Annotated in this window: 22 protein-coding genes; 9 read left to right on the forward strand and 13 right to left on the reverse strand. The window is 74.9% G+C overall.

What is annotated here, in order from left to right:
• Positions 1–41: 41 nt before the first annotated feature.
• Complete coding sequence (locus tag PU704_RS13570; protein WP_047801595.1) at positions 42–587, forward strand: TetR/AcrR family transcriptional regulator; 546 nt, start codon at positions 42–44, stop codon at positions 585–587.
• On the opposite strand, the gene PU704_RS13575 is transcribed toward PU704_RS13570, so the two are convergent.
• From PU704_RS13575 to PU704_RS13590, 4 genes are read right to left on the reverse strand one after another with little or no spacing between them, the layout of a single operon-like run.
• Positions 571–1,158 (reverse strand): uracil-DNA glycosylase, encoded by a 588-nt coding sequence (locus tag PU704_RS13575; RefSeq protein WP_277551710.1) that lies wholly within the window; start codon positions 1,156–1,158, stop codon positions 571–573. The two genes, PU704_RS13570 and PU704_RS13575, sit on opposite strands and share 17 nt — an antisense overlap.
• A 26-nt stretch (positions 1,159–1,184) precedes the next feature.
• Positions 1,185–2,441 carry an FAD-dependent oxidoreductase gene (locus PU704_RS13580; protein ID WP_277551711.1) on the reverse strand — a complete coding sequence of 419 codons (1,257 nt, stop codon included), beginning with the start codon at positions 2,439–2,441 and terminating at the stop codon, positions 1,185–1,187.
• 10 nt (positions 2,442–2,451) lie between these two features.
• Positions 2,452–4,104, reverse strand: a complete 1,653-nt coding sequence (locus PU704_RS13585) for a RecQ family ATP-dependent DNA helicase (RefSeq protein WP_277551712.1) — start codon at positions 4,102–4,104, stop codon at positions 2,452–2,454.
• Between the two features lie 46 nt (positions 4,105–4,150).
• Positions 4,151–5,614, reverse strand: a complete 1,464-nt coding sequence (locus PU704_RS13590) for an aldehyde dehydrogenase family protein (RefSeq protein WP_075872188.1) — start codon at positions 5,612–5,614, stop codon at positions 4,151–4,153.
• A 125-nt stretch (positions 5,615–5,739) separates the two neighbouring features.
• Here PU704_RS13590 and PU704_RS13595 point away from each other — a divergent pair, with 125 nt between their 5' ends.
• A complete protein-coding gene (locus PU704_RS13595) occupies positions 5,740–6,492 on the forward strand; it encodes a TSUP family transporter (protein ID WP_047801590.1) in 753 nt (250 codons plus the stop codon).
• A 17-nt stretch (positions 6,493–6,509) separates the two neighbouring features.
• Here the strand turns inward: PU704_RS13595 and PU704_RS13600 are convergent, their stop codons facing one another.
• Positions 6,510–6,932 carry a ChaB family protein gene (locus PU704_RS13600; protein ID WP_047801589.1) on the reverse strand — a complete coding sequence of 141 codons (423 nt, stop codon included), beginning with the start codon at positions 6,930–6,932 and terminating at the stop codon, positions 6,510–6,512.
• Positions 6,933–6,969: 37 nt separating this feature from the next.
• Entirely contained in the window at positions 6,970–7,872 is a 903-nt protein-coding gene (locus tag PU704_RS13605) for an SDR family oxidoreductase (RefSeq protein ID WP_047801588.1), read from the reverse strand.
• Positions 7,873–8,073: 201 nt separating this feature from the next.
• Between PU704_RS13605 and ilvD the strand changes: the two genes are divergently transcribed.
• Entirely contained in the window at positions 8,074–9,765 is a 1,692-nt protein-coding gene (gene ilvD, locus PU704_RS13610) for a dihydroxy-acid dehydratase (RefSeq protein ID WP_277551714.1), read from the forward strand.
• 85 nt (positions 9,766–9,850) lie between these two features.
• Here ilvD and PU704_RS13615 read toward each other — a convergent pair whose 3' ends face one another.
• From PU704_RS13615 to PU704_RS13635, 5 genes are all read right to left on the reverse strand, one after another.
• A complete protein-coding gene (locus PU704_RS13615) occupies positions 9,851–10,678 on the reverse strand; it encodes an SRPBCC family protein (protein WP_075872186.1) in 828 nt (275 codons plus the stop codon).
• Between the two features lie 100 nt (positions 10,679–10,778).
• Positions 10,779–11,264 (reverse strand): Lrp/AsnC family transcriptional regulator, encoded by a 486-nt coding sequence (locus PU704_RS13620; RefSeq protein WP_047801664.1) that lies wholly within the window; start codon positions 11,262–11,264, stop codon positions 10,779–10,781.
• Positions 11,265–11,699: 435 nt separating this feature from the next.
• Positions 11,700–12,659 carry a GNAT family N-acetyltransferase gene (locus PU704_RS13625; protein WP_075872185.1) on the reverse strand — a complete coding sequence of 320 codons (960 nt, stop codon included), beginning with the start codon at positions 12,657–12,659 and terminating at the stop codon, positions 11,700–11,702.
• Positions 12,660–12,739: 80 nt separating this feature from the next.
• Positions 12,740–13,531, reverse strand: coding sequence for a nitroreductase family protein (locus tag PU704_RS13630; RefSeq protein WP_047801585.1), 792 nt, complete (start codon positions 13,529–13,531; stop codon positions 12,740–12,742).
• A 25-nt stretch (positions 13,532–13,556) separates the two neighbouring features.
• A complete protein-coding gene (locus PU704_RS13635) occupies positions 13,557–13,943 on the reverse strand; it encodes a hypothetical protein (RefSeq protein ID WP_255396226.1) in 387 nt (128 codons plus the stop codon).
• Positions 13,944–14,067: 124 nt separating this feature from the next.
• On the opposite strand from PU704_RS13635, the gene PU704_RS13640 reads away from it, so the two are divergent.
• The 4 genes from PU704_RS13640 to PU704_RS13655 all read left to right on the forward strand — a co-directional run bounded on the left by PU704_RS13640 (position 14,068) and on the right by PU704_RS13655 (position 18,396).
• Positions 14,068–14,835 carry a methyltransferase domain-containing protein gene (locus tag PU704_RS13640; protein WP_047801584.1) on the forward strand — a complete coding sequence of 256 codons (768 nt, stop codon included), beginning with the start codon at positions 14,068–14,070 and terminating at the stop codon, positions 14,833–14,835.
• Positions 14,836–14,884: 49 nt separating this feature from the next.
• Positions 14,885–16,099: an NAD-dependent epimerase/dehydratase family protein gene (locus tag PU704_RS13645; protein WP_047801583.1), complete on the forward strand. Its 1,215-nt coding sequence runs from the start codon at positions 14,885–14,887 to the stop codon at positions 16,097–16,099.
• Positions 16,100–16,107: 8 nt separating this feature from the next.
• A complete protein-coding gene (locus PU704_RS13650; protein WP_075872240.1) occupies positions 16,108–17,310 on the forward strand; it encodes a glycosyltransferase family 4 protein in 1,203 nt (400 codons plus the stop codon).
• A 294-nt stretch (positions 17,311–17,604) separates the two neighbouring features.
• The gene (locus PU704_RS13655) at positions 17,605–18,396 is read left to right on the forward strand and encodes a hypothetical protein (RefSeq protein WP_075872183.1); all 792 of its coding nucleotides are present in this window, start codon (positions 17,605–17,607) and stop codon (positions 18,394–18,396) included.
• A 70-nt stretch (positions 18,397–18,466) separates the two neighbouring features.
• Here the strand turns inward: PU704_RS13655 and PU704_RS13660 are convergent, their stop codons facing one another.
• The gene (locus PU704_RS13660) at positions 18,467–19,534 is read right to left on the reverse strand and encodes an FUSC family protein (RefSeq protein ID WP_075872182.1); all 1,068 of its coding nucleotides are present in this window, start codon (positions 19,532–19,534) and stop codon (positions 18,467–18,469) included.
• Between the two features lie 92 nt (positions 19,535–19,626).
• Here PU704_RS13660 and PU704_RS13665 point away from each other — a divergent pair, with 92 nt between their 5' ends.
• Positions 19,627–20,037 carry a fluoride efflux transporter FluC gene (locus PU704_RS13665; RefSeq protein WP_075872181.1) on the forward strand — a complete coding sequence of 137 codons (411 nt, stop codon included), beginning with the start codon at positions 19,627–19,629 and terminating at the stop codon, positions 20,035–20,037.
• Positions 20,034–20,405, forward strand: coding sequence for a fluoride efflux transporter FluC (locus PU704_RS13670; RefSeq protein ID WP_047801581.1), 372 nt, complete (start codon positions 20,034–20,036; stop codon positions 20,403–20,405). The genes PU704_RS13665 and PU704_RS13670 overlap by 4 nt, the downstream gene beginning before the upstream one ends.
• Before the next feature lie 123 nt (positions 20,406–20,528).
• Here PU704_RS13670 and PU704_RS13675 read toward each other — a convergent pair whose 3' ends face one another.
• The gene (locus tag PU704_RS13675) at positions 20,529–22,304 is read right to left on the reverse strand and encodes a dipeptide ABC transporter ATP-binding protein (protein WP_277551716.1); all 1,776 of its coding nucleotides are present in this window, start codon (positions 22,302–22,304) and stop codon (positions 20,529–20,531) included.
• Positions 22,305–22,312: the final 8 nt, after the last annotated feature.

Consider the following 22,312-nt stretch of genomic DNA (forward strand, 5'->3'; position numbering starts at 1 on the left):
CACAATGGGCGGCACATCCGATCCAGGGAGGTCTTCCTCACATGCCGCGCCCACCTGCGGCCCGGGACAAGCTCCTGGCCGCCTTCGAGCAGCTCGTCCTCGCCGAGGGCGAGCGCGCCGCGACCCTCGACGCCGTCGCCGGCGCCGCGGGGGTGTCCAAGGGCGGGCTGCTGTACCACTTCCCGCACCGCCGGGCCCTCGTGGACGCGACGCTGCAGCGGCTGGAGGAGCTGCTTCAGCTGGACCTCGAGGCGATGGCCGCGGCCCCGGAGGGCGCCGCGCGGTACTTCCTCGTCACGTCGCTGTTCGAGGACAGCCAGCTCGACCGGGCCCTCGTCGTGGCCTCCCGGCTGGCCCAGTCGGGGGACGAGAACGCCCGGGCGAGCCTGCAGCGGCTCGGGGAGGCGTGGTACGCGCTGGTCCTCGCCGACGTGGGTGACCCCGTGGTCGCCACCGCCGTGCAGCAGATGGGCGACGGGCTCTACCACAACGCCTCGATCGGGCTCCTCCCGGACGGCAGCGCGCAGCGGCACACGATACTGGAGAACCTCCTGGCCGTGGTGGACCGGCTCAGTCCGCGTTCCTGAGGCCCGCGGCGCGGGCGGCACCGGCGGCCGTGCGCAGGGCCACCAGGATCCGCCGGTGCGTCTCGGCCCGGCGGTGCCCGTTGCGCGGCGACGGGTGCGGGACGCCGAGCACCGGCAACAGCCGCTGCGGTTCCGCCACGGTGAGCAGCCGCATCATCCCGGTCAGCGCCGGGGCGCCGAAGGTCACGACGACGCGCAGCTCGGGCAGGGCCGCGAGCAGCTCCCGGAGGGCGGGCTCCGCCTCCGCGAGGTCGTCGGTGCGCGGCGGCCGGTGCCGGCCCGCCTCGTCGTGCAGCGCCCAGGGCACCACGTTCCAGCGGAGGTAGTCACCGCGCACCAGCCCGGACTCCTCGCGCAGGGTCTTGAACAGCCGGGCGGTGGGGCCGGGGTTGTCCTCCGAGCTGAAGCCCAGGTCCCCGGCCGCCACGGTGGCCGGGCCGGGTGCCTCCATGAGCGCGAGCACGCGGGTGCCGGTGCCGCCGCCGTCGGGGTCGACCCACGGCACGAACCGGCCGCCCGCCCGCCAGCTCCGGACCAGCGTGTTGAGCGGGGCCACGTGGGGCTCGTCCACGCGGGCACGCCGGTCCTCCCCCGCGCTCAACCGTTCTGGGCCCCGCCCCGTGCCCTCGCCCGGAGGCGGGGGTGGGGGCGGACGTGCTCCGGGCGCAGGCCCAGGCCGATGAACCGCCCGGCCAGGTGCGGCAGGACGGGCAGCGCCCGCACCAGGCCCACCGGCAGCGGCGGCTTCGGGGGGCCTCCCCCGGGCCGGGGCACGAGCCGGCGGGCCAGCACGAGCTGGAACAGCTGGGTCACCCGGGCCGGCCACGCGCGCCGTCGCTGCACGCGCGCCAGGTCCCGGGTCCGCACTCCCCCGTCCCGCAGCCGCGGTCCGAGGAGGTTGGCCGCGGCGACCGCGTCCTGGATCGCCAGGTTCACGCCGACCCCGCCGGCGGGGGACATCGCATGGGCGGCGTCGCCGAGGAACAGGATCCCGGGGCGCCACCAGCGGCGCAGCCGGTCCACCCGGACCCGCAGCAGCCGCACCTGGTCCCAGCTCTCGAGCAAGGCGAGGCCCTCCGCCAGCGCCGGGGCGATCCCGCGCACGCGCTCGCGCAGGGCCTCGATGCCCTGCTGCCGCAGCGCGTCGTGCTGGCCGGCCGGGATGATCAGGGCCGCCTGCCAGTACTCCCCCCGGTTCAGGGCGACCACGGCGCCGTCCCCGGCGTTGAACAGCGGCGCCTCCCGGCCCGGGACCCGGGGCACCCGGAACCACAGGACGTCCATCCGCGAGGGCGAGGCGACCGGCCGCAGCCCGGCGGCCTCGCGCAGCACGGAGTCCCGCCCGTCCGTGGCCAGGACCAGCTCGGCGCGCACGTGCACGGGCGCCCCGGCGCGGTTGCGGGCGGTGACGCCGACGCAGTGCCCGTCCTCGACGAGCAGGCCGTCGGCGGGCGTGGAGCGCAGGAGCCGGAAGCCGGGCAGCTCCGCGCCCCGGTCGGCGAGGAAGTCGAGGAAGTCCCACTGCGGCATGAACGCGATGAAGGGGCACCGGACGGGCAGGCGGTCGAAGCGGCCGACGACCACGCTCTCCCCGCCGAGCCCGATGGTCGCCCGGTCCACCCGCGTGTGCGGCAGACGCAGGAAGCCGTCCAGCCAGCCGAGCTCGGCCATCAGCTCCGTGGTGGAGGGGTGGATCGTGTCCCCGCGGAAGTCGCGCAGGAAGTCGGCGTGCTTCTCGAGCACGACCACGTCCACGCCCTGGCGCGCGAGCAGCACCCCGGCCATCAGCCCGGCCGGGCCGCCGCCCACCACGCAGCAGGTGGTGGTGACGATCTCGGGAACGGCGTCGTCCATGCAGGAAACGCTACGCGCTCTTGGCCCGCTCGTGCACCAGCAGCCCGTCCTGCTCCTCGATCAGCCGCAGGGACAGCTCCTTGTAGCCCACCGAGTCGAACAGGACCGTGATCCGGTCGGGCTCCGCCCCCATCACGATCCCGTGCCCCCACTCGCGGTGGGCGACCGGGGTCTGGATCTCCCAGCCGTGCGGCGTGGCGGCGGCCCGCTCCTCGGCCTCGGCCGCGGAGCCCTCCTCCTCGCACTGGTCGCAGTTGCCGCACCACCCGTCGGTCTCCTCGCCGAAGTAGTTCAGCAGCCAGTCCCGCCGGCACCCGTCGGTCTCGGCGTAGCCGCGCATCATCTCGATCCGGGACCGGTCGATCCGGTGCTGGGACTCGGCCTCCTCGAGCGCGGCGGCCACGGCGGGGCCGACCTCGGCGCCGGGGGCGGCCCGGTAGCCCCGGCGCCGGGCCCGGACGCCGCCGCTGTGCTCGAGCAGGTGCAGGGCCCGGGCCTGGGCGCGCGGACCCAGGCCGGTGTGCTCGCGCAGCTCGGACGCGCGGACCGGGCCTTCCCGCCGGACGGCCCGGAAGACCTTCTCCAGGTCCTCCGGATCGGGGGCGGCACCGGCGAAGTACTGCTGCAGCCCCAGGTCCTCGGAGCGGTAGTGCAGCTCGGCCAGGGCGGGCGCGCCGTCCCGGCCGGCCCGCCCGATCTGCTGGTAGTAGCTGTCCAGGGAGTCGGGAATGTCCGCGTGCACCACGAAGCGCACGTCGGGCTTGTCGATGCCCATCCCGAACGCGGTGGTGGCCACCACCACGTCGAGCGCGTTGTCCAGGAAGCGGGCGTGCACGTCCTCCCGCTCCGGCTGCCGGCGCCCGGCGTGGTACGCCTCGGCGCGCACCCCGCGCTCGCGCAGCTCGGCGGCGTACTGCTCCGTCTCCCGGCGGGTGGCCACGTAGACCAGGCCGGGCCCGGCCAGGCCCTCGACCTGCCGGAGCAGGGCCCTCCGCTTGTCCCCGGACCCGTGGTGGCGCACCACCCGCAGCTCGATGTTGGGCCGGTCGAAGCTCTGCACGATCACCAGCGGGTCGCGCATGCCCAGCCGGTCCACGATCTCCGCGCGGGTGTGCGGGGAGGCGGTGGCGGTCAGCGCGACCACGGGCGGGTGCCCCAGGCTCTCGACGGTCTCGCTGAGCACGAGGTAGTCGGGGCGGAAGTCGTGGCCCCACGAGGAGATGCAGTGCGCCTCGTCCACCACGAACAGGGACGGCCGGTGCGCGGCGAGGCGCTCCACCGTCTCCTCGCGGACCAGCTGCTCGGGGGCGAGGAACAGGAACTTCGCCTGCCCGTCCTCCACCGCCGCCCACGCCGCGCGCTCGCGGCGGGCGCCGACCCGGGAGTTCACCGCGAAGGCGGCCTCCGCGCCGAGGTCCTCGTTGATCGCCTCCACCTGGTCGTGCTGCAGGGCGATCAGCGGGGAGACCACCACGGCGGTGCCGGGCAGGGCGGCGCCCACCACCTGGTAGATCGCGGACTTCCCGTGGCCGGTGGGCATCACGGCCAGCACGTCCCGGCCCCCGGCCGCCGCCTGCATGGCCTCGGGCTGCCCCTCACGGAGCTCCTCGATGCCGAAGCGGGACGCGGCGACCTCTCGCAGCAGCCTGTCCGTCCGGTCCATGGTGTCCTCCTGGTGTGTCACGGGTGCTCCGCCGGCGCGCCGGGGCCTAGAACGGGAACCGGGCGTGGCCCTCCTCCTGGACGGTGATCCACCGCCGCTCGCTGAACGACTCCACGCCGGCCTGGCCGCCGAACTTCCCGTACCCGGACTCCTGGATCCCGCCGAAGGGCGCCTGCGGCTCGTCGGCCACGGACTGGTCGTTGACGTGCACGATGCCGGTCTTCAGCCGCTGTGCCACCGCGATGCCCTCGCCCAGGTTCTCGGTGATGACACCGGCCGTGAGACCGTAGTTGGTGTTGTTGGCGAACTCCACGGCCTCGTCCGGGCCGTCCACCTCGAAGACGGTGGTGACGGCGCCGAAGATCTCGTCGTGGAAGATGTCCATCTCGGGGGTCACGTCCGTGAGGACGGTGGCGGGGACCAGGGAGTTCTCCAGCCGGTGCCCGCCGGCCCGGAGCACGGCGCCCTTGGCCACGGCGTCGTCGACGAGCGCGTACTGCCGTTCGGCCGACCGGGCGTTGACGGCCGGGCCGATCACCGTGCCCGGGTCGGTCGGGTCGCCGGTGGGCAGGTCCTGCACCTTGCGCGCGAAGCGCTCGGTGAACTCCTCGGCGATGCTGCGGTCCACGAGCACCCGGTCCACCGACATGCAGATCTGCCCGGCGTTCATGTAGGCGCCGAAGGCCGCGGCGTCCACGGCGTAGTCGAGGTCCGCGTCCCGGAGCACCACCAGGCTGTTCTTCCCGCCGAGCTCGAGCACCGCCGGCTTCAGGTGCTGCGCGGCGAGGGTGCCGATGGTGCGGCCCACGGCGGTGGAGCCGGTGAAGTTCACGATCCGCACCCGCTGGTCGGAGATCAGCGCGGAGACCACCTCCGCGGCGTCCGCGCGGTCGTTGGTGACCACGTTGAGCACGCCGGCGGGCAGTCCGGCGTCGACCAGGGCGTCGGCCAGGAACAGCCCGCACGCCAGGGGGGCGTCCTCGCTGGGCTTCAGCACCACGGTGTTGCCCACGGCCAGGGGCACGGCGATGGAGCGCATGCCGAGGATGAACGGGGCGTTCCAGGGCGAGATCGCCGCGACCACCCCGTAGGGCCGGCGCACGGACATCGAGCGCACGCCCGGCATGTCGGTGGCGAGCACCTCCCCCTGGGGCAGGGTGGTGGCGCCGGCGGCCTCGCGCAGGATGTTGGCGGCCAGATGGGTGTTGAACTCGGCCCAGCCGCGGACGCCGCCGACCTCCTTGGCCATGATCTCGGCGCCCTGCTCGATGCGCTCCTCCAGCAGGTCGGCCGCGCGCAGGAAGATCCGGCGCCGGGCGCTGGGGGTGGTGCCGGCCCACTCCTCCGCGGCCGACGCCGCGGCGTCGACGGCGCGGGTCACGTCCTCGGGACCGCCGGCGGCGACGGTGGCGAAGACCTCGCCCGTGTAGGGATTGATGTCCTCGGCGGTCCGGCCGCTGAGGGCGGGCACGTGCTCGCCGTCGATGATCAGGTCTCGGGTGATGCTCATGGCGCACCTTTCGCTGGACGTCGTCCCCGGAGAGGGACCTCGCATGACCGCAAGCTTACTTATCACCCGGGGGATCGCCAACGGCACCGGCCGGGTGGACGGGGCGGGCCCGGCCGGGGCGCAGAATGGGGCCTGTGGAACTCGTCGTCGTCGCCGCCCTCGCCATCCTCGTGGGCTCGGTGCTCCAGCGCGTCTCGGGCACCGGGGTCGGGCTCGTCGTCGCGCCCACCCTCGCGCTGCTGCTGGGGCCCGCCACCGGGGTGCTCGTCACCAACGCGACCACGACGGTCTCCGGGTTCCTCATCATGCTCTCGGTGTGGCAGCACGTCGACTGGCGGCGCTTCGCACTGATCGCCCCGGCCGCGGCCGTGGGCGCCGTGCCGGCCGCCCTCGTGGTCCGCGAGCTGCCGGCGGCCTGGCTGCAGGTCGTGGTGGGCGGCGTGGTGCTGCTGGCCCTCACCACCATGTTCGGCCTGCCCCGCCTGCCCGACTGGCCGGGACGGCTGCCGACGGTGCTCGCGGGGACCATCGGCGGGTTCTTCAACACCACCGCCGGGGTGGCCGGGCCGGTCATGGTCATCCACTCCCGGCTGGCCCGCTGGGAGCAGCGGTCCTTCGCCGCGACCCTGCAGCCGGTGTTCATGACGATGGGCGCCCTGTCCGTGCTCACCAAGACGCTGCTCGGGGCCGCCGGGACGGGCGGGCTGCCCCCGTGGTGGGTGGCGCCGGGAGTGGTGCTCACCGTGCTGCTGGGCGTGCGGATCGGCGCGGTCGTCGCCCGCCGCGTGCCGCTGAGCGCGGCACGCACCACCGCCCTCGTGCTCGCCGGCCTCGGCGGCGGGGTGACCCTGGTGCGCGGGCTGCTCGGCGTCCTGTGAGCGCCGGGCCGGGCGGCTCAGTCCCCGCGGGCCCGGCGCGTCGCGGCGTCGTTGGCCTTCTGGATGGCCTCGACCAGCTCCTTCTTGGTCATGTAGGAGCGGCCCTCCACGCCGAGCCGCTTCGCCACCTCGTAGAGGTGCTGCTTCGAGGCGTTGGCGTCCACGCCCCCGGCGGTCCGCGCCCCGGAGTCCCGCCCGCCCGCGGCGTGCTCGTCGGAGGGACCGTACTCCTCCTTGGCCTCCCAGTGGTCGCCCACCTTCTCGTGGGTGTGCTTGAGCGCGCTGTAGGCGGTGCGGGCCGCGCGCTCCTCGTCGCCGTACTCCTCCATCGCCGAGTCGTAGGTCTTGGCGAAGGTGTCCTGGGCCTTCCGCCCCGAGCGCTGCAGGGTGGAGGGCAGCTCGGACTTCTTGGCGTGGTCGTCCTTGCCGGTCTTCGGCACGGGATGCTCCTTCCGTCGAGGGTTGTCGGGACGCGGCTCAGAAGACGGGCAGGCCCCCGGTGACGCCGAGGACGGTGCCGCTGACGTAGCTCGCCTCGGCCGGGCAGGCCAGGAAGACGTAGGCGCCGGCCAGCTCGGCCGGCTGGGCGATGCGCCCCAGGGGCGTGTCCTCGCCCATGTGCGCCACCGCGGCGGGCTCCTTGGTGGCCGGCTGCAGCGGGGTCCAGACGGGCCCGGGGGCCACGGCGTTGACCCGGACGCCCGCCGGGCCGAGGTCGGCGGCGAGGTTGGCGGTGACGTTGTTGAGGGCAGCCTTCGTGGCGGCGTAGTCGATCATGGTCGCCGACGGGTCGTAGGCCTGCACGGAGGTGGTGTTGATGATGCTGTCGCCGCGCCCCAGGTGCGGCAGCGCCGCCCGGCTGATCCACAGGGTGCCGTAGAGGTTGGTGCGCACGGCACGCTCCAGGTCCTCCGTGCGCAGCCCCTGCAGCCCGGACTCGCCGCGGGCCCAGTGGTAGCCGGCGTTGTTCACCACGACGTTGAGCCCGCCGAGGCCCTCGACCGCGCGGTCCACGATCTCCTGGCAGCTCTGCTCCTCGCGCAGATCCCCCGGCACCAGGACGGCGGTGCGGCCGGCCTTCTCGATCCACCCGACGACGTCCTGGGCGTCCTCCTGCTCCTCGGGCAGGTAGTTGATCGCGACGTCGGCGCCCTCCCGGGCGAAGGCGATGGCCACGGCCCGGCCGATCCCGGAGTCCCCGCCGGTGATCAGCGCCTTGAGCCCCTCGAGCCGGCCGCGGCCCTGCCAGGAGGACTCCCCGTGGTCGGGCACGGGGTCCATGGCCGCGGTCAGACCCGGCGGGGTCTGCTGCTGCTCGGGCATCCCGCCCTCGTCGTCGGCCATCGACCGGGCGTGCTGCGAGACGGGTCCTTCGGGCATGACGGGCTCCTTCGATCAGGTTGCTTACGGTTCTTCTGCTCCCACCCTAGGAGTCGCGGCCGGTGTTGTCTGCCCCCGGGGCCCACAAAGTTGCGCTCCGCGGATGGACGTCCCTCGACGCTCCGCGAGTTCCGTTGATAGGTTCGCGGCACGCCCTGCCCCGCGCACCGCCCGGTGCGCCGCCGACCCGGGAGAGACCGCATGAGCCCCGACATCAAGCCCCGCAGCCGTCAGGTGACCGACGGCCTCGACGCCACCGCCAGCCGCGGCATGCTCCGCGCCGTGGGCATGGGAGACGCCGACTGGGAGAAGCCCCAGGTGGGCATCGCCAGCTCCTGGAACGAGATCACCCCCTGCAACCTGTCCCTGGACCGGCTCGCCCAGGGCGCCAAGGAGGGCGTCCACGCCGGCGGCGGGTACCCGCTGCAGTTCGGCACGATCTCCGTCTCGGACGGGATCTCCATGGGCCACCAGGGGATGCACTTCTCGCTGGTCTCCCGCGAGGTCATCGCCGACTCGGTGGAGACCGTGATGCAGGCTGAGCGCCTCGACGGCTCCGTGCTGCTGGCCGGCTGCGACAAGTCCCTACCCGGGATGCTCATGGCCGCCGCCCGCCTGGACCTGGCCTCCGTGTTCCTCTACGCCGGGACCATCGCCCCGGGGTGGGTGAAGCTGACGGACGGGACCGAGAAGGACGTCACCCTGATCGATGCCTTCGAGGCCGTGGGCGCGTGCAAGGCCGGGCTCATGGGCCGGCAGGACCTGGACCGGATCGAGCGGGCCATCTGCCCCGGTGAGGGCGCCTGCGGCGGGATGTACACGGCCAACACGATGGCGTCCGTGGCCGAGGCCCTCGGGATGAGCCTGCCCGGCTCCGCCGCCCCGCCCTCGGCGGACCGGCGGCGCGACCAGTTCGCCCACCGCTCCGGGGAGGCCGTCGTCGAGATGCTCCGCCAGGGCATCACGGCCCGGGACATCCTCACCCGGGAGGCCTTCGAGAACGCGATCACGGTGCTCATGGCCCTCGGCGGGTCCACCAACGCCGTCCTGCACCTGCTCGCCATCGCGCACGAGGCGGGGGTCGAGCTCTCCCTGGAGGACTTCGACCGGATCGGCGACCGCGTCCCGCACCTGGCCGACGTCAAGCCGTTCGGCCGCTACGTGATGAACGACGTCGACCGCCACGGCGGCATCCCGGTGGTCATGAAGGCCCTGCTCGACGCCGGGCTGCTGCACGGCGGTGTCCTCACCGTCACCGGGCGGACGCTCGCCGAGAACCTCGCGGTGATCGACCCCGACCCGGTGGACGGGGAGGTCATCCGCACCCTCGACAACCCGATCCACCGCACCGGCGGCATCACGATCCTGCACGGGTCCCTGGCCCCGGAGGGGGCCGTGGTGAAGTCGGCCGGGTTCGACGCCGAGGCCTTCGAGGGTCCCGCCCGCGTGTTCGAGCGCGAGCAGGCGGCGATGGACGCCCTGGAGGCGGGGCGGATCACGGCCGGGGACGTGCTGGTCATCCGCTACGAGGGGCCCAAGGGCGGGCCCGGGATGCGGGAGATGCTGGCCATCACCGGCGCGATCAAGGGCGCGGGCCTGGGCAAGGACGTCCTGCTGCTCACGGACGGCCGCTTCTCCGGCGGGACCACCGGCCTGTGCATCGGCCACATCGCGCCGGAGGCGGTCGACGGCGGACCGGTCGCCCTCGTGCGCGACGGCGACCGGATCCGGGTGGACCTCACCACCCGCCGCCTCGACCTGCAGGTGGACGAGGAGGAGCTGGCCCGGCGCCGCGGCGGATGGGCCCCGCTGCCCCCGCAGTACGAGGGCGGGGTGCTGGGCAAGTACGCCAAGCTGGTGCGCTCGGCCTCGGTCGGGGCGGTCACCGGCTGAGCACGCCGGGCGCTCCGGTTGCCGGCACGTGCAGGGCCCCCCGACCGCAGTGCCGGTCGGGGGGCCCTGCGCGTGCCCGCGGGTCCTAGACCGCGCCGCCGGCGGGACGGCCGTCGGTGCGTCCGGAGGTCGGGTCGACGTCCACGTCCGCGTCCACGGCGGGATCGGTCAGCGCGGGACCGGTGGGCGCGACCGGGGGGACCTCGCCGGGCACGGCCGTCTCGGGGGCCACCGGCGTGACCGTGGGGGTCGTGGGGGCCGGAGGCGCATCCGCCTCGAAGGTGACCGGCTCCGTGTCCTCGTCGGAGTCCTTCTTCTTGGCGGCCGCGGCGGCACCGGCGGCGGCCACGCCGGCGGCGGCGACGCCCGCGGCGACCACCTTGCCGGAGATCCCGGCCTTGCCGTCGTCACCGCGGGAGGCGGCGGCGGCCTCGACGCCGGGGGTGCCGACGGGGGCGCCCTCGTCGACCGAGCCGCGCCACGCCCCGGTGGCGTACCCCTCGTCCTCGATGAACTTCTTGAACCGCTCGAGGTCGCCCTCGGCCTGGTTCTCCACCACGTTGAGCTTGTCCCCGGCCTTCTCCACGAGACCCTCGGGCTCGTACTCCAGGACGAGGTGCACCTCGGTCCGGCCGTTGCCGGCGTCGTGGAACATCACGGTGCCGGCGTTGGTGGCTCCCTCGGTGGCGGCCCAGGAGACCCGGCTGTCCGGGACCTGGTCGACGATCCGCGCCTCCCACTGGCGGCGGACGCCGCCGATCTCGGCGACCCACTCGAGCCGGGAGTCGCTCAGCTGGCGGACGCTCTTGACGCCGTTCATGAACTGGGGGAAGTCCTCGAACTGCGTCCACTGGTTGTACACCGTGCTCAGGGGCACGTCGACCACAACGGTTTTCTCGACCTTGGTGCTCATGGCATCTCCTTCGATCTGTCTCGTCGGTCCGGGATGGCGAACGACTGCGAATTCGCCAGTGTGCTTACGGTACCCCTCCGGTCCGGCAGATGGCCAGCACTCAGGCGCCCTCCGCCAGCAGCGGCGCCACCCGGTACGGGATGACGGTGCGCAGGAACATGCTCGTGGAGGTCCGCAGGATCCCGGGGCACAGCCGGATCTCCTCGGAGACCCGGTAGAGGTCCTCGGGGTCCTTCGCCACCACCCGGCACAGCAGGTCCGTCTGCCCGGCCGGGGCGAACACCTCGATGACCTGCGCGATGGCCTGCAGCCCGGCGATCGCCTGGTCCAGCTGGTGCTGGTCCAGCTCCACCGCCACGCTGGCGGCCAGGCCGTAGCCCAGTGCGGCGGGCGTCACCCGGGTGCTGTGCGGGCGCAGCGCACCCCCGGTCCGGTACCGCTCGAGCCGGGCGTGGATGGTGCCGCGCGCCAGCCCGGTGCGCTGGGCCAGGGCGAGCACGGTCATGCGCGGGTCCTCGTCCAGGGCCGCCAGGATCCTCCGGTCCGTCGCGTCCAGTCCGGCGCCCCCGGCCCCGGAGTTCGTCATGCTGACCACCGTCACTCCTCCACGCAGCCCGTTCTTGGTCGTTCTGATCAACTTGAGACTAGACGTTTGCGCAGGGTGTCGTGGAGGTTGTGAACTGATGATCACACGGTGCACCAGCTGATCGGCGACGGCGCACCCGACCGGCGCAGGCCGCCCACGAGGCGTCCCGCGCCCGAACCGCTCACCACCCCGCAGCGGCAGGTCCTCCCGGCCCGCGGGAGCTCCCCGGAGCTCCCGCGGGCCGAGCACCTCCCGGGTCCGCTCAGCGGCGCCCGGCCACCGACCGTCGGCAGGCGGGTTAGGGCGCCACCAGGACCCGGACGGTGCTGAGCACGACGGCGGCGACGCCGATCCGCGCGAACCCGCCGTCCGTCCGGCCGCGCTCAGGCCCCGGGCGGCACGGTGCGCGCGAACCCGTCGCCCGTCCGGCCGCGCTCAGGCCCCGGGCGGCACGGTGCGCGCGAACGCGGCCTGGGTCCGGACGGGGACGAAGCCCACGGAGCGGTAGAGCGCGTCGGCGCGCGTGGGGTTCGCGGTGTCCACGGTCAGCTCCATCGTGGCCCACGCCCCGTCCGCCGCGGCGGCGGCCACGGCGCCCAGCAGCACCGCCCGCGCCAGCCCCCGGCCGCGGGCCTCCTGCCGCGTGCCCACGAGGTCCACGTAGAGGACGCCCTCGCGCCACTGGCTCACGACGCAGTAGGCCAGGATCCGGCCGCCGGGCTCCCGGACCACCCGCCACAGGTCCTTGCGGGCGCTGCGGGCGCCCACCAGGTCCGCCCAGGCCTCCGGCGACCGCGCCGTGGAGCCCCAGTGGGTCGAGAAGGCGTCGTTGTGCGCGAGCCGCAGCTCCTCGGCCAGGGCGTCCTCGTACGGCTCGGCGCGGGCGTCGAGCGGGCCTGGGGGCGGACCGGGCAGCGGCCGTTCCATGTCGGTGAACCACCGCGCCGGGGCGTAGCCGCGTCCGGCGAGGAAGGTCCGGGCCTCCGCGCCGTCGATCCCGCCCGAGGCGGAGAGCTGCACGGCGGCGCCCGGGTGGCGCCGGCCGGCGATCCCCAGGGCGCGCGGCTCCATGCGCTCGAACAGCGCGGTGGCGATGCCCCGGCCGCGCCACCGCGGGTGCACCCCGCCGCCGAGGTGCGCGCGGGCCAGGCCCTCGGCGGTCAGGGCCGTGCTCACGTGCACCTGCCCGTAGGCCACCAGGGTGCGGCCGGCCCAGACGCCCCAGGTGTCCGCGGCGGCGTCCACGCCGGCCTGGACGAGCTCCTCGGCCAGGTCGTCGGGCTCATAGGTCTCCCCGGTGCCGTCCGCCGCGGCCAGCGCGCGGATCAGCGCGGACCACGCGGGCGTGTCCTGGAGGGTCAGCGGGCGGAAGGTCGGGTCCGTGTCGCGGGTCACAGCACGGACGCTAGCCGATCCGCGGCCCTTCCGGGCGCATCCGGCGGGTGCGGCAGGACCGGGCCGCGCCGCTGCGGGGCTCAGTCGTCCCAGCCCTCCTGCGGGGTGGCGCAGGACTCCCGGAAGACGTACTGGGAGATCCGCCGCCGCTCGCGGGAGGACCAGTCGATCGCGGGCCGGCGGTGCGCCTCCGGCACGTAGCCGAGGCGGTAGACGGCCATGAGCTCGAGCTCCTCGGGCACCTCCAGCAGCTCCACGATCTCGGCCCACCGGGCCGGGGCCTCCATGGGGAAAGAGACGAACTGGATGCCCATGCCCAGCTCCACCGTGGTGAGCCAGAGGTTCTCCATCGCCGCGCCCATCGAGAACAGCGAGTAGAACCCGGAGAGCTCCCCGGGCCGGTACTCGCGGCGGTCGAGCATCACGCCCAGCAGCAGCGGCGCCCCGGCGACGAGCTTGTGGTTCTCCGAGCCCAGCGTCTGCGGCACCCGCAGCCGGTTCATCATGGCCTGCCCGCCCGGGGTGAACGCCTTCTTGGTGAACGGGCGCAGCACGGCGGGGAGCTTGTCGAAGAGCATCCCGAAGCGCTGCTCCTCCATCTCCTGCTTGCTGAAGCGGAAGTAGCGCTTGTACCGGTCGAAGAACGTCCCCTCCGCCATCACCTGGGTCATGGACTCGGCACTGATCCGGGCGATCCGGTCGATGGTCCCCCGGTCCTCGATCAGCACGAAGCGCCACGGCTGGCTGTTGAACTGGGAGGGCGCCGCCGCGGCGGTGCGCAGCAGCAGCCGCTGGTGCTCCGGGGACACCGGGTCCGGCAGGAACGGCCCGTTGGTGGTGCGGCGGTTGAAGACGACGTCGAGGAACTCCATGTGCTCTCCGGTTCGGTCGGTGCGGTCAGCGCGCGCGGTCGGCGCGGGCTCGGATCAGGGCGGTGGCGTAGAACGGCGCCGCGGACAGTGCCGCCACGGCGTGCCGGCGCGGGTGGCCCTGGGCGGGCGTGCCCACGTGCGGCAGGGCGGCCAGCGGCAGCAGCGCCGGCGCCAGCGCACGGGCGGCCGCCCGCCGCGCGGCGGAGGACGAGCCGGCGCCGAGCAGCGTGGCCAGGGCCGTCGTCGTCGTCGTGGCGATGTAGAGGGCGTGGTGGATCCAGCGGAACCGGCCCGTGTGCACGAGCCCGGCCCCCACGGAGGCCCCCAGCGCGGCGTTGGCCGCCCAGCACGCGCTCGCCAGGCCGATCCACGGCCCGGGCGGCGGGCCCGAGGCCCGCACGGTGTCTCCCACGGGACTCCCCTTCCGGTCTCCCCTCCGGCACCGGACGGGAGGCCCAGTCTAGTGACGCCCGGGCGCGAGGGCTCCGCGGCGCCGCTCCTTGGCGAAACGTGCCGGGTCGCACGAGAATGGGCAGATGCTCCGCTTCGCCCCACACCCGCGCCCCGACCTCTCCCGGCGGGACTCCGGGCTGCAGGAGCTCATGGACGACCCCGACTGCGACCTCGGCGCCCTGCGGCGCACCTACGCGCGCTTCGAGGCGATCAACTTCCTGCTCGCCGGGTGGTCGGCCGCCTACCGGCGGCGGATCCGCCCGCTGGCCGTCCCCGGCCGGCCCCTGACCGTCCTCGACGTGGGCTCCGGCGGCGGGGACGTCGCCCGGGCCCTGGCCCGCTGGGCGCACCGGGACGGCGTCGACCTGCGGGTCACGGGCGTGGACCCGGACGCCCGCGCCCACGAGTGGGCGGTGGCGCGCACCGCCCGCTGGTCGGCCCGGCGGACGCACCTGACGCCACCGGCCTTCCGGCGCACCACCAGCCGCGAGCTCGTCGCGGCGGGCGAGACCTTCGACGTGGTGGTCTCCAACCACCTGCTCCACCACCTGGCCCCGGAGCAGGTGCGGGGCCTCGTGGCGGACTCGGAGCGGCTGGCCCGCCGCCTCGTGGTGCACAACGACCTGGTGCGCAGCCCCGCGGCCTACCGGCTGTACTCGGTGGGCGTCCTGCCCCTGGCCCCGGGCTCCTTCCTGCGCACCGACGGGCTGCGCTCCCTGCGCCGGGCCTACGTCCCCGACGAGCTGCGCGCGCTGGCCGGGCCGGGCTGGGAGGTCCGCCCGGGCACGTTCGCCTACCAGCAGCTGGTGCGCGCGCGTTCACTTCCGGTTCAGCCGAGTGGCGCACCCTGACAGCGACGACCACACGAGCGGGCCGGACCGGCCCGGGAACGGAGACCACGTGAAGATCGCGATCCTCGGAGGCGACGGCTTCTGCGGCTGGCCCGCCGCACTGCACCTGTCGGCCCGGGGCCACGACGTGCTCGTCGTCGACAACTTCTCCCGGCGCGCCATCGACGCCGACCTCGGCACCGAGTCGCTGACCCCCATCCGCGACCTGGACGAGCGCCGCGCGGCGTGGGCGGAGGTCACCGGCCGCAGGATCGACGCCGCGGAGCTCGACCTGGCCCAGGACTACGAGGAGTTCCTCGGGCTGCTGCGCAGCGAGCGCCCGGACGCCGTGGTGCACTTCGCGGAGCAGCGGGCCGCGCCCTTCTCCATGAAGACCCCCCGGACGAAGCGCTACACGGTGGACAACAACGTCAACGCCACGCACAACGTGCTGTGCGCGATCGTGGAGTCCGGTCTGGACGTCCACCTGGTGCACCTGGGCACCATGGGCGTCTACGGGTACGGCACCGCCGGGATGCAGATCCCCGAGGGCTACCTGGACGTGGAGGTCCCCGGCCCGCACGGCAACGTCCCCCAGGAGATCCTCTACCCCTCCAACCCCGGCTCCCTCTACCACATGACCAAGGTGCTGGACCAGACCATGTTCGCGTTCTACGCCAAGAACGACGGGCTGCGGATCACCGACCTGCACCAGGGCATCATCTGGGGCACCAGCACCGTGGAGACGGCGCTCGACGAGCGGCTGGTCAACCGCTTCGACTACGACGGCGACTACGGCACCGTGCTCAACCGGTTCCTGGTCCAGGCGGCGGTCGGCCATCCGCTGACGGTGCACGGCACCGGGGGGCAGACCCGGGCGTTCATCCACATCCAGGACATGGTCCGGTGCGTCGAGCTGGCCCTGGCGCACCCCCCGGCGGCCGGGGACCGGGTGAAGATCTTCAACCAGATGACCGAGACCCACCGGGTCCGCGACCTCGCCCAGCTGGTCTCCGAGCTCACCGGCGCGCAGGTCGAGACGGTGCCCAACCCCCGCCAGGAGTCCGCGGAGAACGACCTGCACGTGGTCAACGAGGCCTTCCTGAGCCTGGGCCTGCAGCCCACGACCCTCTCGGAGGGTCTGCTCCTGGAGGTCGAGCAGACGGCCGAGCGCTGGGCGCACCGCGTGGACCTCTCCCGGATCCCGGCGACCTCCGTGTGGAACGGGCGGCGCCGGCCGGGCGTCCCCGCCTCGGCGTCCCGCCCGGCGCCGGTGGGCGCCTGAGCCGGCGGATGCGGATCGCGCTGTTCACGGACGTCTTCCTGCCCAACGTCGACGGGGTGGTGACCCGGCTGCTGCGCACCCTCGACGAGCTCGGCGACCTCGGCCACGAGGTCCTGGTGCTCACCCCGGGGCGGCCGCCGGAGGCGTACGGGCCGCACCGGGTGGTCCGGGCCCGGTCCGTCACCTTTCCCTGGTACCCCGACATCCGGGGCGGGCTGCCCACCCCGGCGGCCGAGCGCGCCGTGACGGCGTTCCGCCCGGACGTGGTGCACGCGGTGAACCCGGTGTGGTTCGGCGCCTGGGGCGCCCTCTCGGCCCGGTGCCGGGACCTGCCGCTGCTGGCCTCCTTCCACACCGACGTGCCGCAGTACATGAGCGCCCTCGGCCTCGGACCCCTGCGCGGGGGTGTGGAGCGGTGGATCCGCGCCACCCACAACCTGGCCCGGGTCAACCTGTGCACGTCCGGGCCGATGCTCGAGCGGGCCGCCGGGATGGGCGTGCGGGACCTCGCGCTGTGGCCCAAGGGCGTGGACACCCGGCTCTTCTCGCCCGCGAAGGCCTCCCCCGCCGTACGCCGGCGCCTCACCGGCGGGCACCCGGAGGAGCGGCTGGTGCTCTCCGTGGGGCGGCTGTCCAAGGAGAAGAACCTCGAGGCCCTGCTCGAGCCGATCCGGCGGTTGCCGGGCACCCGGCTCGCCGTGGTCGGCACGGGCCCGCACCGGGCGGAGCTCGAGCGGCGCTTCGCCGGCACCCCGACGACCTTCGTCGGGCCGCTGGCCGGGGAGGAGCTCGCCGCCGCCTATGCGTCCGCGGACGTGTTCGCGTTCCCGTCCACCACCGAGACCCTCGGTCTGGTGGCCCTGGAGTCCCTGGCCAGCGGGGTGCCGGTGGTCGGCGCCCGGGCCGGCGGCATCCCGTTCGCGGTCGCCGACGGGCGGACGGGTCTGCTCGCCGCCCCCGGCAGCGCCGACGAGCTCACGGCGCACCTCACCCGGCTGCTCGGCGACGACGCGCTGCGCGCCCGCATGGGCGCGGCCGGCCGCGCCGACGCCGAGGGGCACGGCTGGCGGGCCGCGACGGAGGCGCTCGTGGGCTTCTACGACCAGACGGTCGAACGGCACCGGACCCGCCGGGAGCGGCCCGGCCGCGGTGTCCCCGGGGGCGTGTCCCGGGGAGCCCGGACACGCCCCCGGTCCCGGACGCGGCGCTGACGGCCCGGCCGGGGGCGCCGGCGCGGCCCCGGCCGGGGCCCCACCGGCCGGGGCCTTCACTATTGCCAACAAGTGCTACCGGCACGTAGTTTGACGGCACAGCAGTCCTTCGGCCGCCGCCCAGGCGCCCTACCGCTCGGCGGGGCCCCTGCGAGCCGCCGCGCGACCAGCAGCACGACGTCTCCTGTCGCCTCCGCCACCGCGCGCGGACGGGTGACGCCGGAGGGGTCCTGCCGCGCGCTGCAGCCCGCGGGACCGGCCCGGGGCCACGACCGGATTCAGGAGACACACGAGATGACCGCTGCCAAGACCTGGGCCGCCGCGGGGTCCGCGGCCACGATGCTGGTGGGGGGCCTCGTCCTGGGCGCCCCGGCCGCCGTCGCCGCACCCGGCGACGCCGCCTGCCTGCAGGCCACGAGCCAGCTCGACGCCGCGCTGGCCGGCGCCGGCATCACCCCCGACGCCATCATGTCCCTCGACCGGACCGCGGACGCCGTGGCCACCGCCGAGGCGCAGTACACCGCGCTGGTGGTGAACGCGGGCGGTCCGAGCCTGGCGGAGCTCCAGGCCGCCGCGACGGCGCTGGCGGCGGCCCAGGAGTCCGGTGACCCGGTGGCCCTGGCCCAGGCAGAGGCCACGATCGCCGAGCTGGACGCGGCGCTGGCCGCCGCCCTCGGCACCGTGGACCCCGCCGCCCTCGAGGCGGCGGTCGTCGAGACCGGCGCGGCGTTCGACGCGCTCCTGGCGGAGCTGGTGCTCGACGAGGCGACCGTCGACCAGCTCCTCGTGCTGCTGGAGCAGGCCGTCGTGGCCTGCGAGGGCGGGCTCGGCCAGCTCCCCGTCGGTGCCCCCGTGGCCCCGGCACCCGCCGCCCCGGTGGAGGCCGCTCCCGTGGTGGGAGCTCCCGTGGTGGAGGCTCCCGCCGAGACCGCTCCGGTGGCCGTCAACCCGGGGCTCAACATGCAGACCGCGGCCGCGGAGCCGGCCGAGGGGCCGGGCACGGGCCTGCTGGCCGCTCTGTTCGCCGCCGGGGCGGCGCTGTCGGCAGCGGCCGTGCTGCGGCTGCGCCGGCGCGGCCGGGCCTGAACCGTACGGCCGTGCCGAGGGTCCGCACGGGCCCTCGGCACGGCCGGACCGGTCCGCCGGTCCGGGAACGTCAGCCGCGCGTCACGGCGCTGCTGCCCTCGGTGGGCGCGGTGGGGGGATCCAGCACGGCCACGAGCCGGGCGAGGTCGTGGGCCGCGGTGATGACCAGGCGCCCTTCGTGCCCCGAGGGGTCCGTGATCTCGGAGCTGAGCCGCCCCGCCAGGGAGCGGACCCGCTCGGCGGCCTCCGCCGGGTCCTCCCCCGCGGCCCACGCCCGCACGCCGTCGGCGGAGGACTGCGCCGCCTCGGCGAGCCGGCTGCTGAGGGCCGCGGGGATCACCCAGTCGTGCCCCTTGTGGTCGTAGAGCTCACGCAGTGCGTCCGTGAACCCCCGGAGGTGGAAGACCACGCTCTCGAGCTGGAGCATCGCGGCGTACCCCGGGTCCGTCTGCCGCCCGCGCCGGAGGAGCACGCGGGGGTTGCCCCGGGCGCTCTGCGCGGACTCGTCCACGGCCTCGCGGACCTCGGCCGTGATCCGCACGAGCGAGTGGTTGCGCTCCGCCCAGTCCCGTCCCGCGGTGGTCCCGGGCTCGGCCAGCTCCCCGGCGGCGTCCTCGAGGTAGTCCACGACGACGCCCTGCAGCCGGTCCAGCTGCAGGCGGGCGGTGCGGAAGTCCAGCGGCGGGAAGACCAGCGCGTTGACGAGCAGGCCGATCGCGACCCCCACGGACATCTGGACCAGGAAGCCGGCGGAGAAGCCCTCGGCGTCCTGGCCGCCGACGATCAGCACGAACAGCGCCCCCACGGGCACGTACTCCGCCCCGGCCCCGAGCCGGCGGATCCCGGCCAGCAGCACGCCGATGCCCACCGCCACGGCGACCGTCACCAGGTTCGGGTCGCCGACCAGCAGCACCCCGGCGGCGAGGGCGATGCCCAGGGCGATGCCGGCCACGGTCTGCAGGCCCGCGCGCACCGAGCCGAACACGGTGGGGTACATCGCGGAGATCGCCCCGAGGGGCGCGTAGTACGGGTACTGGTCGATCACCCCCGGCATCCGCTGGGCCACGACCCAGGACAGGGCCACCGCCAGGGACGTCTTGAGGGCGAGCAGGATCCTGGCGCCGCGTATGGTGTGCACCCCGACATCCTACGGACCGGCCGGTAGGATCGAGCCGCCCTCCCGAATTCCCCCGGGAGGCCCGCGAGGAGATCGACCACGAAGGGGCCCTCTTGAGCCGACCGCCGCACCGGCGCCTGCTGCTGGTCCTCGCCGTGGGTCTGGGCGGCGCTTTCGGGACCGGTGCCCGCCACGGGGTCTCGGTGGCGCTGCCGGTGGTGTCCGGCTGGCCGGTGGCCACCCTGGCGGTGAACCTGCTCGGGTCCTTCCTGCTGGGGATGCTCCTGGAGGCCCTCCTGCTGCGCGGCGAGGAGACCCCCCGCAGGCTGCTGCTGCGACTGGGCGCCGGGACCGGTTTCCTGGGCGGGTTCACGACGTTCTCCTCCCTCGCCCTCGAGGTGCAGCGGATGCTCTCGGCCGGGGCGCCCGGCCAGGCGCTGGCCTACGTGGGGCTCTCCCTGGCCGGCGGCTTCGCCGCGTGCCTCGCCGGCGCCCTCCTCGCCGCCCGGGGACGCCGCGCGTGACCGCCCTGCTGATCTGCCTCCTCGGCGGGGTCGGGGCGACGGCCCGGTTCGTCGTCGACGGGGTGCTGCGCCGGCGCGCGGCGACGTCCTTCCCGGTCGGCACGGTGACCGTCAACGTGACGGGGTCCTTCCTCGCCGGGCTGCTCACCGGCGCCGCACTGGCCGGGGCGCTGGGCGGTCCGGCCGTCACCGCGGCCGTCACCGGCTTCTGCGGCGGCTACACCACCTTCTCCACCGCGATGGCCGACACCGTGCGGCTGGCCCGCGACGGGCAGGTGCGGGACGCGGTGCTCAACGCCGTGGGCACCGCAGCGCTCACCGTGCTCGCCGTGCTCGCCGGGCTGGCCGCGGCCGCGCCGCTGTTCTGAGCACCGGGTCGTCCGCCGGCGCGGGGACATCCGTCGCCGGCGCCGCGGTCCGTGCCGCCGAGCGTCGCGGCACCGGTGCACGGGCCGGTCCGCGGCCCCGTCGTTGCCGCCCCGTGCGCGGGCTCAGGCCTCGACGCGCAGCTCGTTGCCCGGGATCGAGGCCAGCAGCCTCCGGGTGTAGGGGTGGCGCGGGTTCGTGAAGATCTCCTCGCTCGGGGCCGCCTCCACGAGCTCGCCGTCCTTCATCACGCACACCTCGTCGGAGATGAGCCGGACCACCGCGAGGTCGTGGGAGATGAACAGGTAGGACAGCCCGAACTCCTCCTGCAGCCGGCCCAGCAGGTCCAGGATCTGCTTCTGCACGAGCACGTCGAGCGCGGACACCGGCTCGTCGCACACGATGAGCTCCGGCTGCAGCGCCAGGGCCCGCGCGATCGCCACGCGCTGGCGCTGGCCGCCCGAGAGCTCGTTGGGGTAGCGGTTGACCGTGGAGGGCGGCAGGGCCACCTCCTCGAGCAGCCACTTCACCCGGTCCCGCCGCTCGCCCCGGTCGCCGCGGCCGTAGGTGGACAGCGGCTCCTCGATGATCCGCCCGATGGTGAACATGGGGTTCAGGGAGGAGTAGGGGTCCTGGAAGATCGGCTGCACGCGCTGCCGGAACCCCGCCAGCTCCTTGCCGCGCAGACCCGTCACGTCCTGGCCGTCGAACCGGATCGAACCGGAGGTGGGCTCGTAGAGCTTCAGCAGCATCCGCGCCGTCGTCGTCTTGCCGGACCCGGACTCCCCCACGATCGCCACGGTCCTGCCCCGGGGCACGGTGAGCGAGACGTCGCGGACCGCCGTGAAGTCGGGCTGTCCCAGCCGCCCCTTGAACACCTTCGTGAGGTCCTCGATCACCACGAGCGGCTCGCGCGCGGATCGGGGGTCGGACGCGGGGGCCGGCCCGGGAGCGGGGGCCGCGGAGACCGCGGCGGGAACGGTCGTCGAGCCCTGCCCCGGGACCGCCGCAGGGCTCCGCTGCGGCTCCGCCGCCGGCCCCGCGGCCGTCCCCGCCGCCGGCGGCACGCCGACGCGGGCCGCCGCCACCGAGGGCGCCGCCTGCACGAGCCGGCGCGTGTACTCGTGCTGCGGGTCCTCCAGCACCTGCGCGGACGGACCGGCCTCCACGATGCGGCCCCGGTGCATCACCACGATGTCCTGGGCGCGCTCGGCGGCCAGACCGAGGTCGTGGGTGATGAGCAGCACGGACGTGCCGATCTCCTCGGTCATCCGCTCGATCTGGTCCAGGATGGTCCGCTGCACGGTGACGTCCAGGGCGGAGGTCGGCTCGTCGGCGATGAGCAACCGCGGCCGGCAGGCGAGCCCGATCGCGATGAGGGCGCGCTGGCGCATGCCGCCGGAGAACTCGTGCGGGTACTGGGCGGCGCGGCGCTCGGGCTCGGGCAGGCCGGCGGCCGCCAGGGCCGCGACGACGTGCTCGTGCACGTCCTTGCGGGTGGCCAGGCCGTGCACGAGCAGCGTCTCGGCGACCTGCTGCCCCACCGTGGTCACGGGGTTGAGGTTGGACATGGGATCCTGCGGCACCAGGCCGATCTGGCGGCCGCGGACGGCTCGCATCCGGGACTCGTCGAGGCCCACGAGCTCCTGTCCGGCGAACCGCACGGACCCGCCGGTGACCCGGCCGTTGCCGGGCAGCAGGCCGATCACGGACATCGCCGTGGTGGACTTGCCCGAGCCGGACTCCCCGACGATGGCCAGGGTGCGTCCCTGGCGCAGCGTCAGGGACGCCGCGTGGACGGCCTGGACCGGCCCGTTCATCGTCGTGAACGCCACGGCGAGGTCCTCGACCTCGAGCAGGGGGGCGTCGGCCGCCCCGGGGGCGGTATCTGCTGCGGTCATCGCTGGGT

Source organism: Kocuria oceani, assembly GCF_029524215.1.
GTDB classification, from domain to species: domain Bacteria; phylum Actinomycetota; class Actinomycetes; order Actinomycetales; family Micrococcaceae; genus Kocuria; species Kocuria oceani.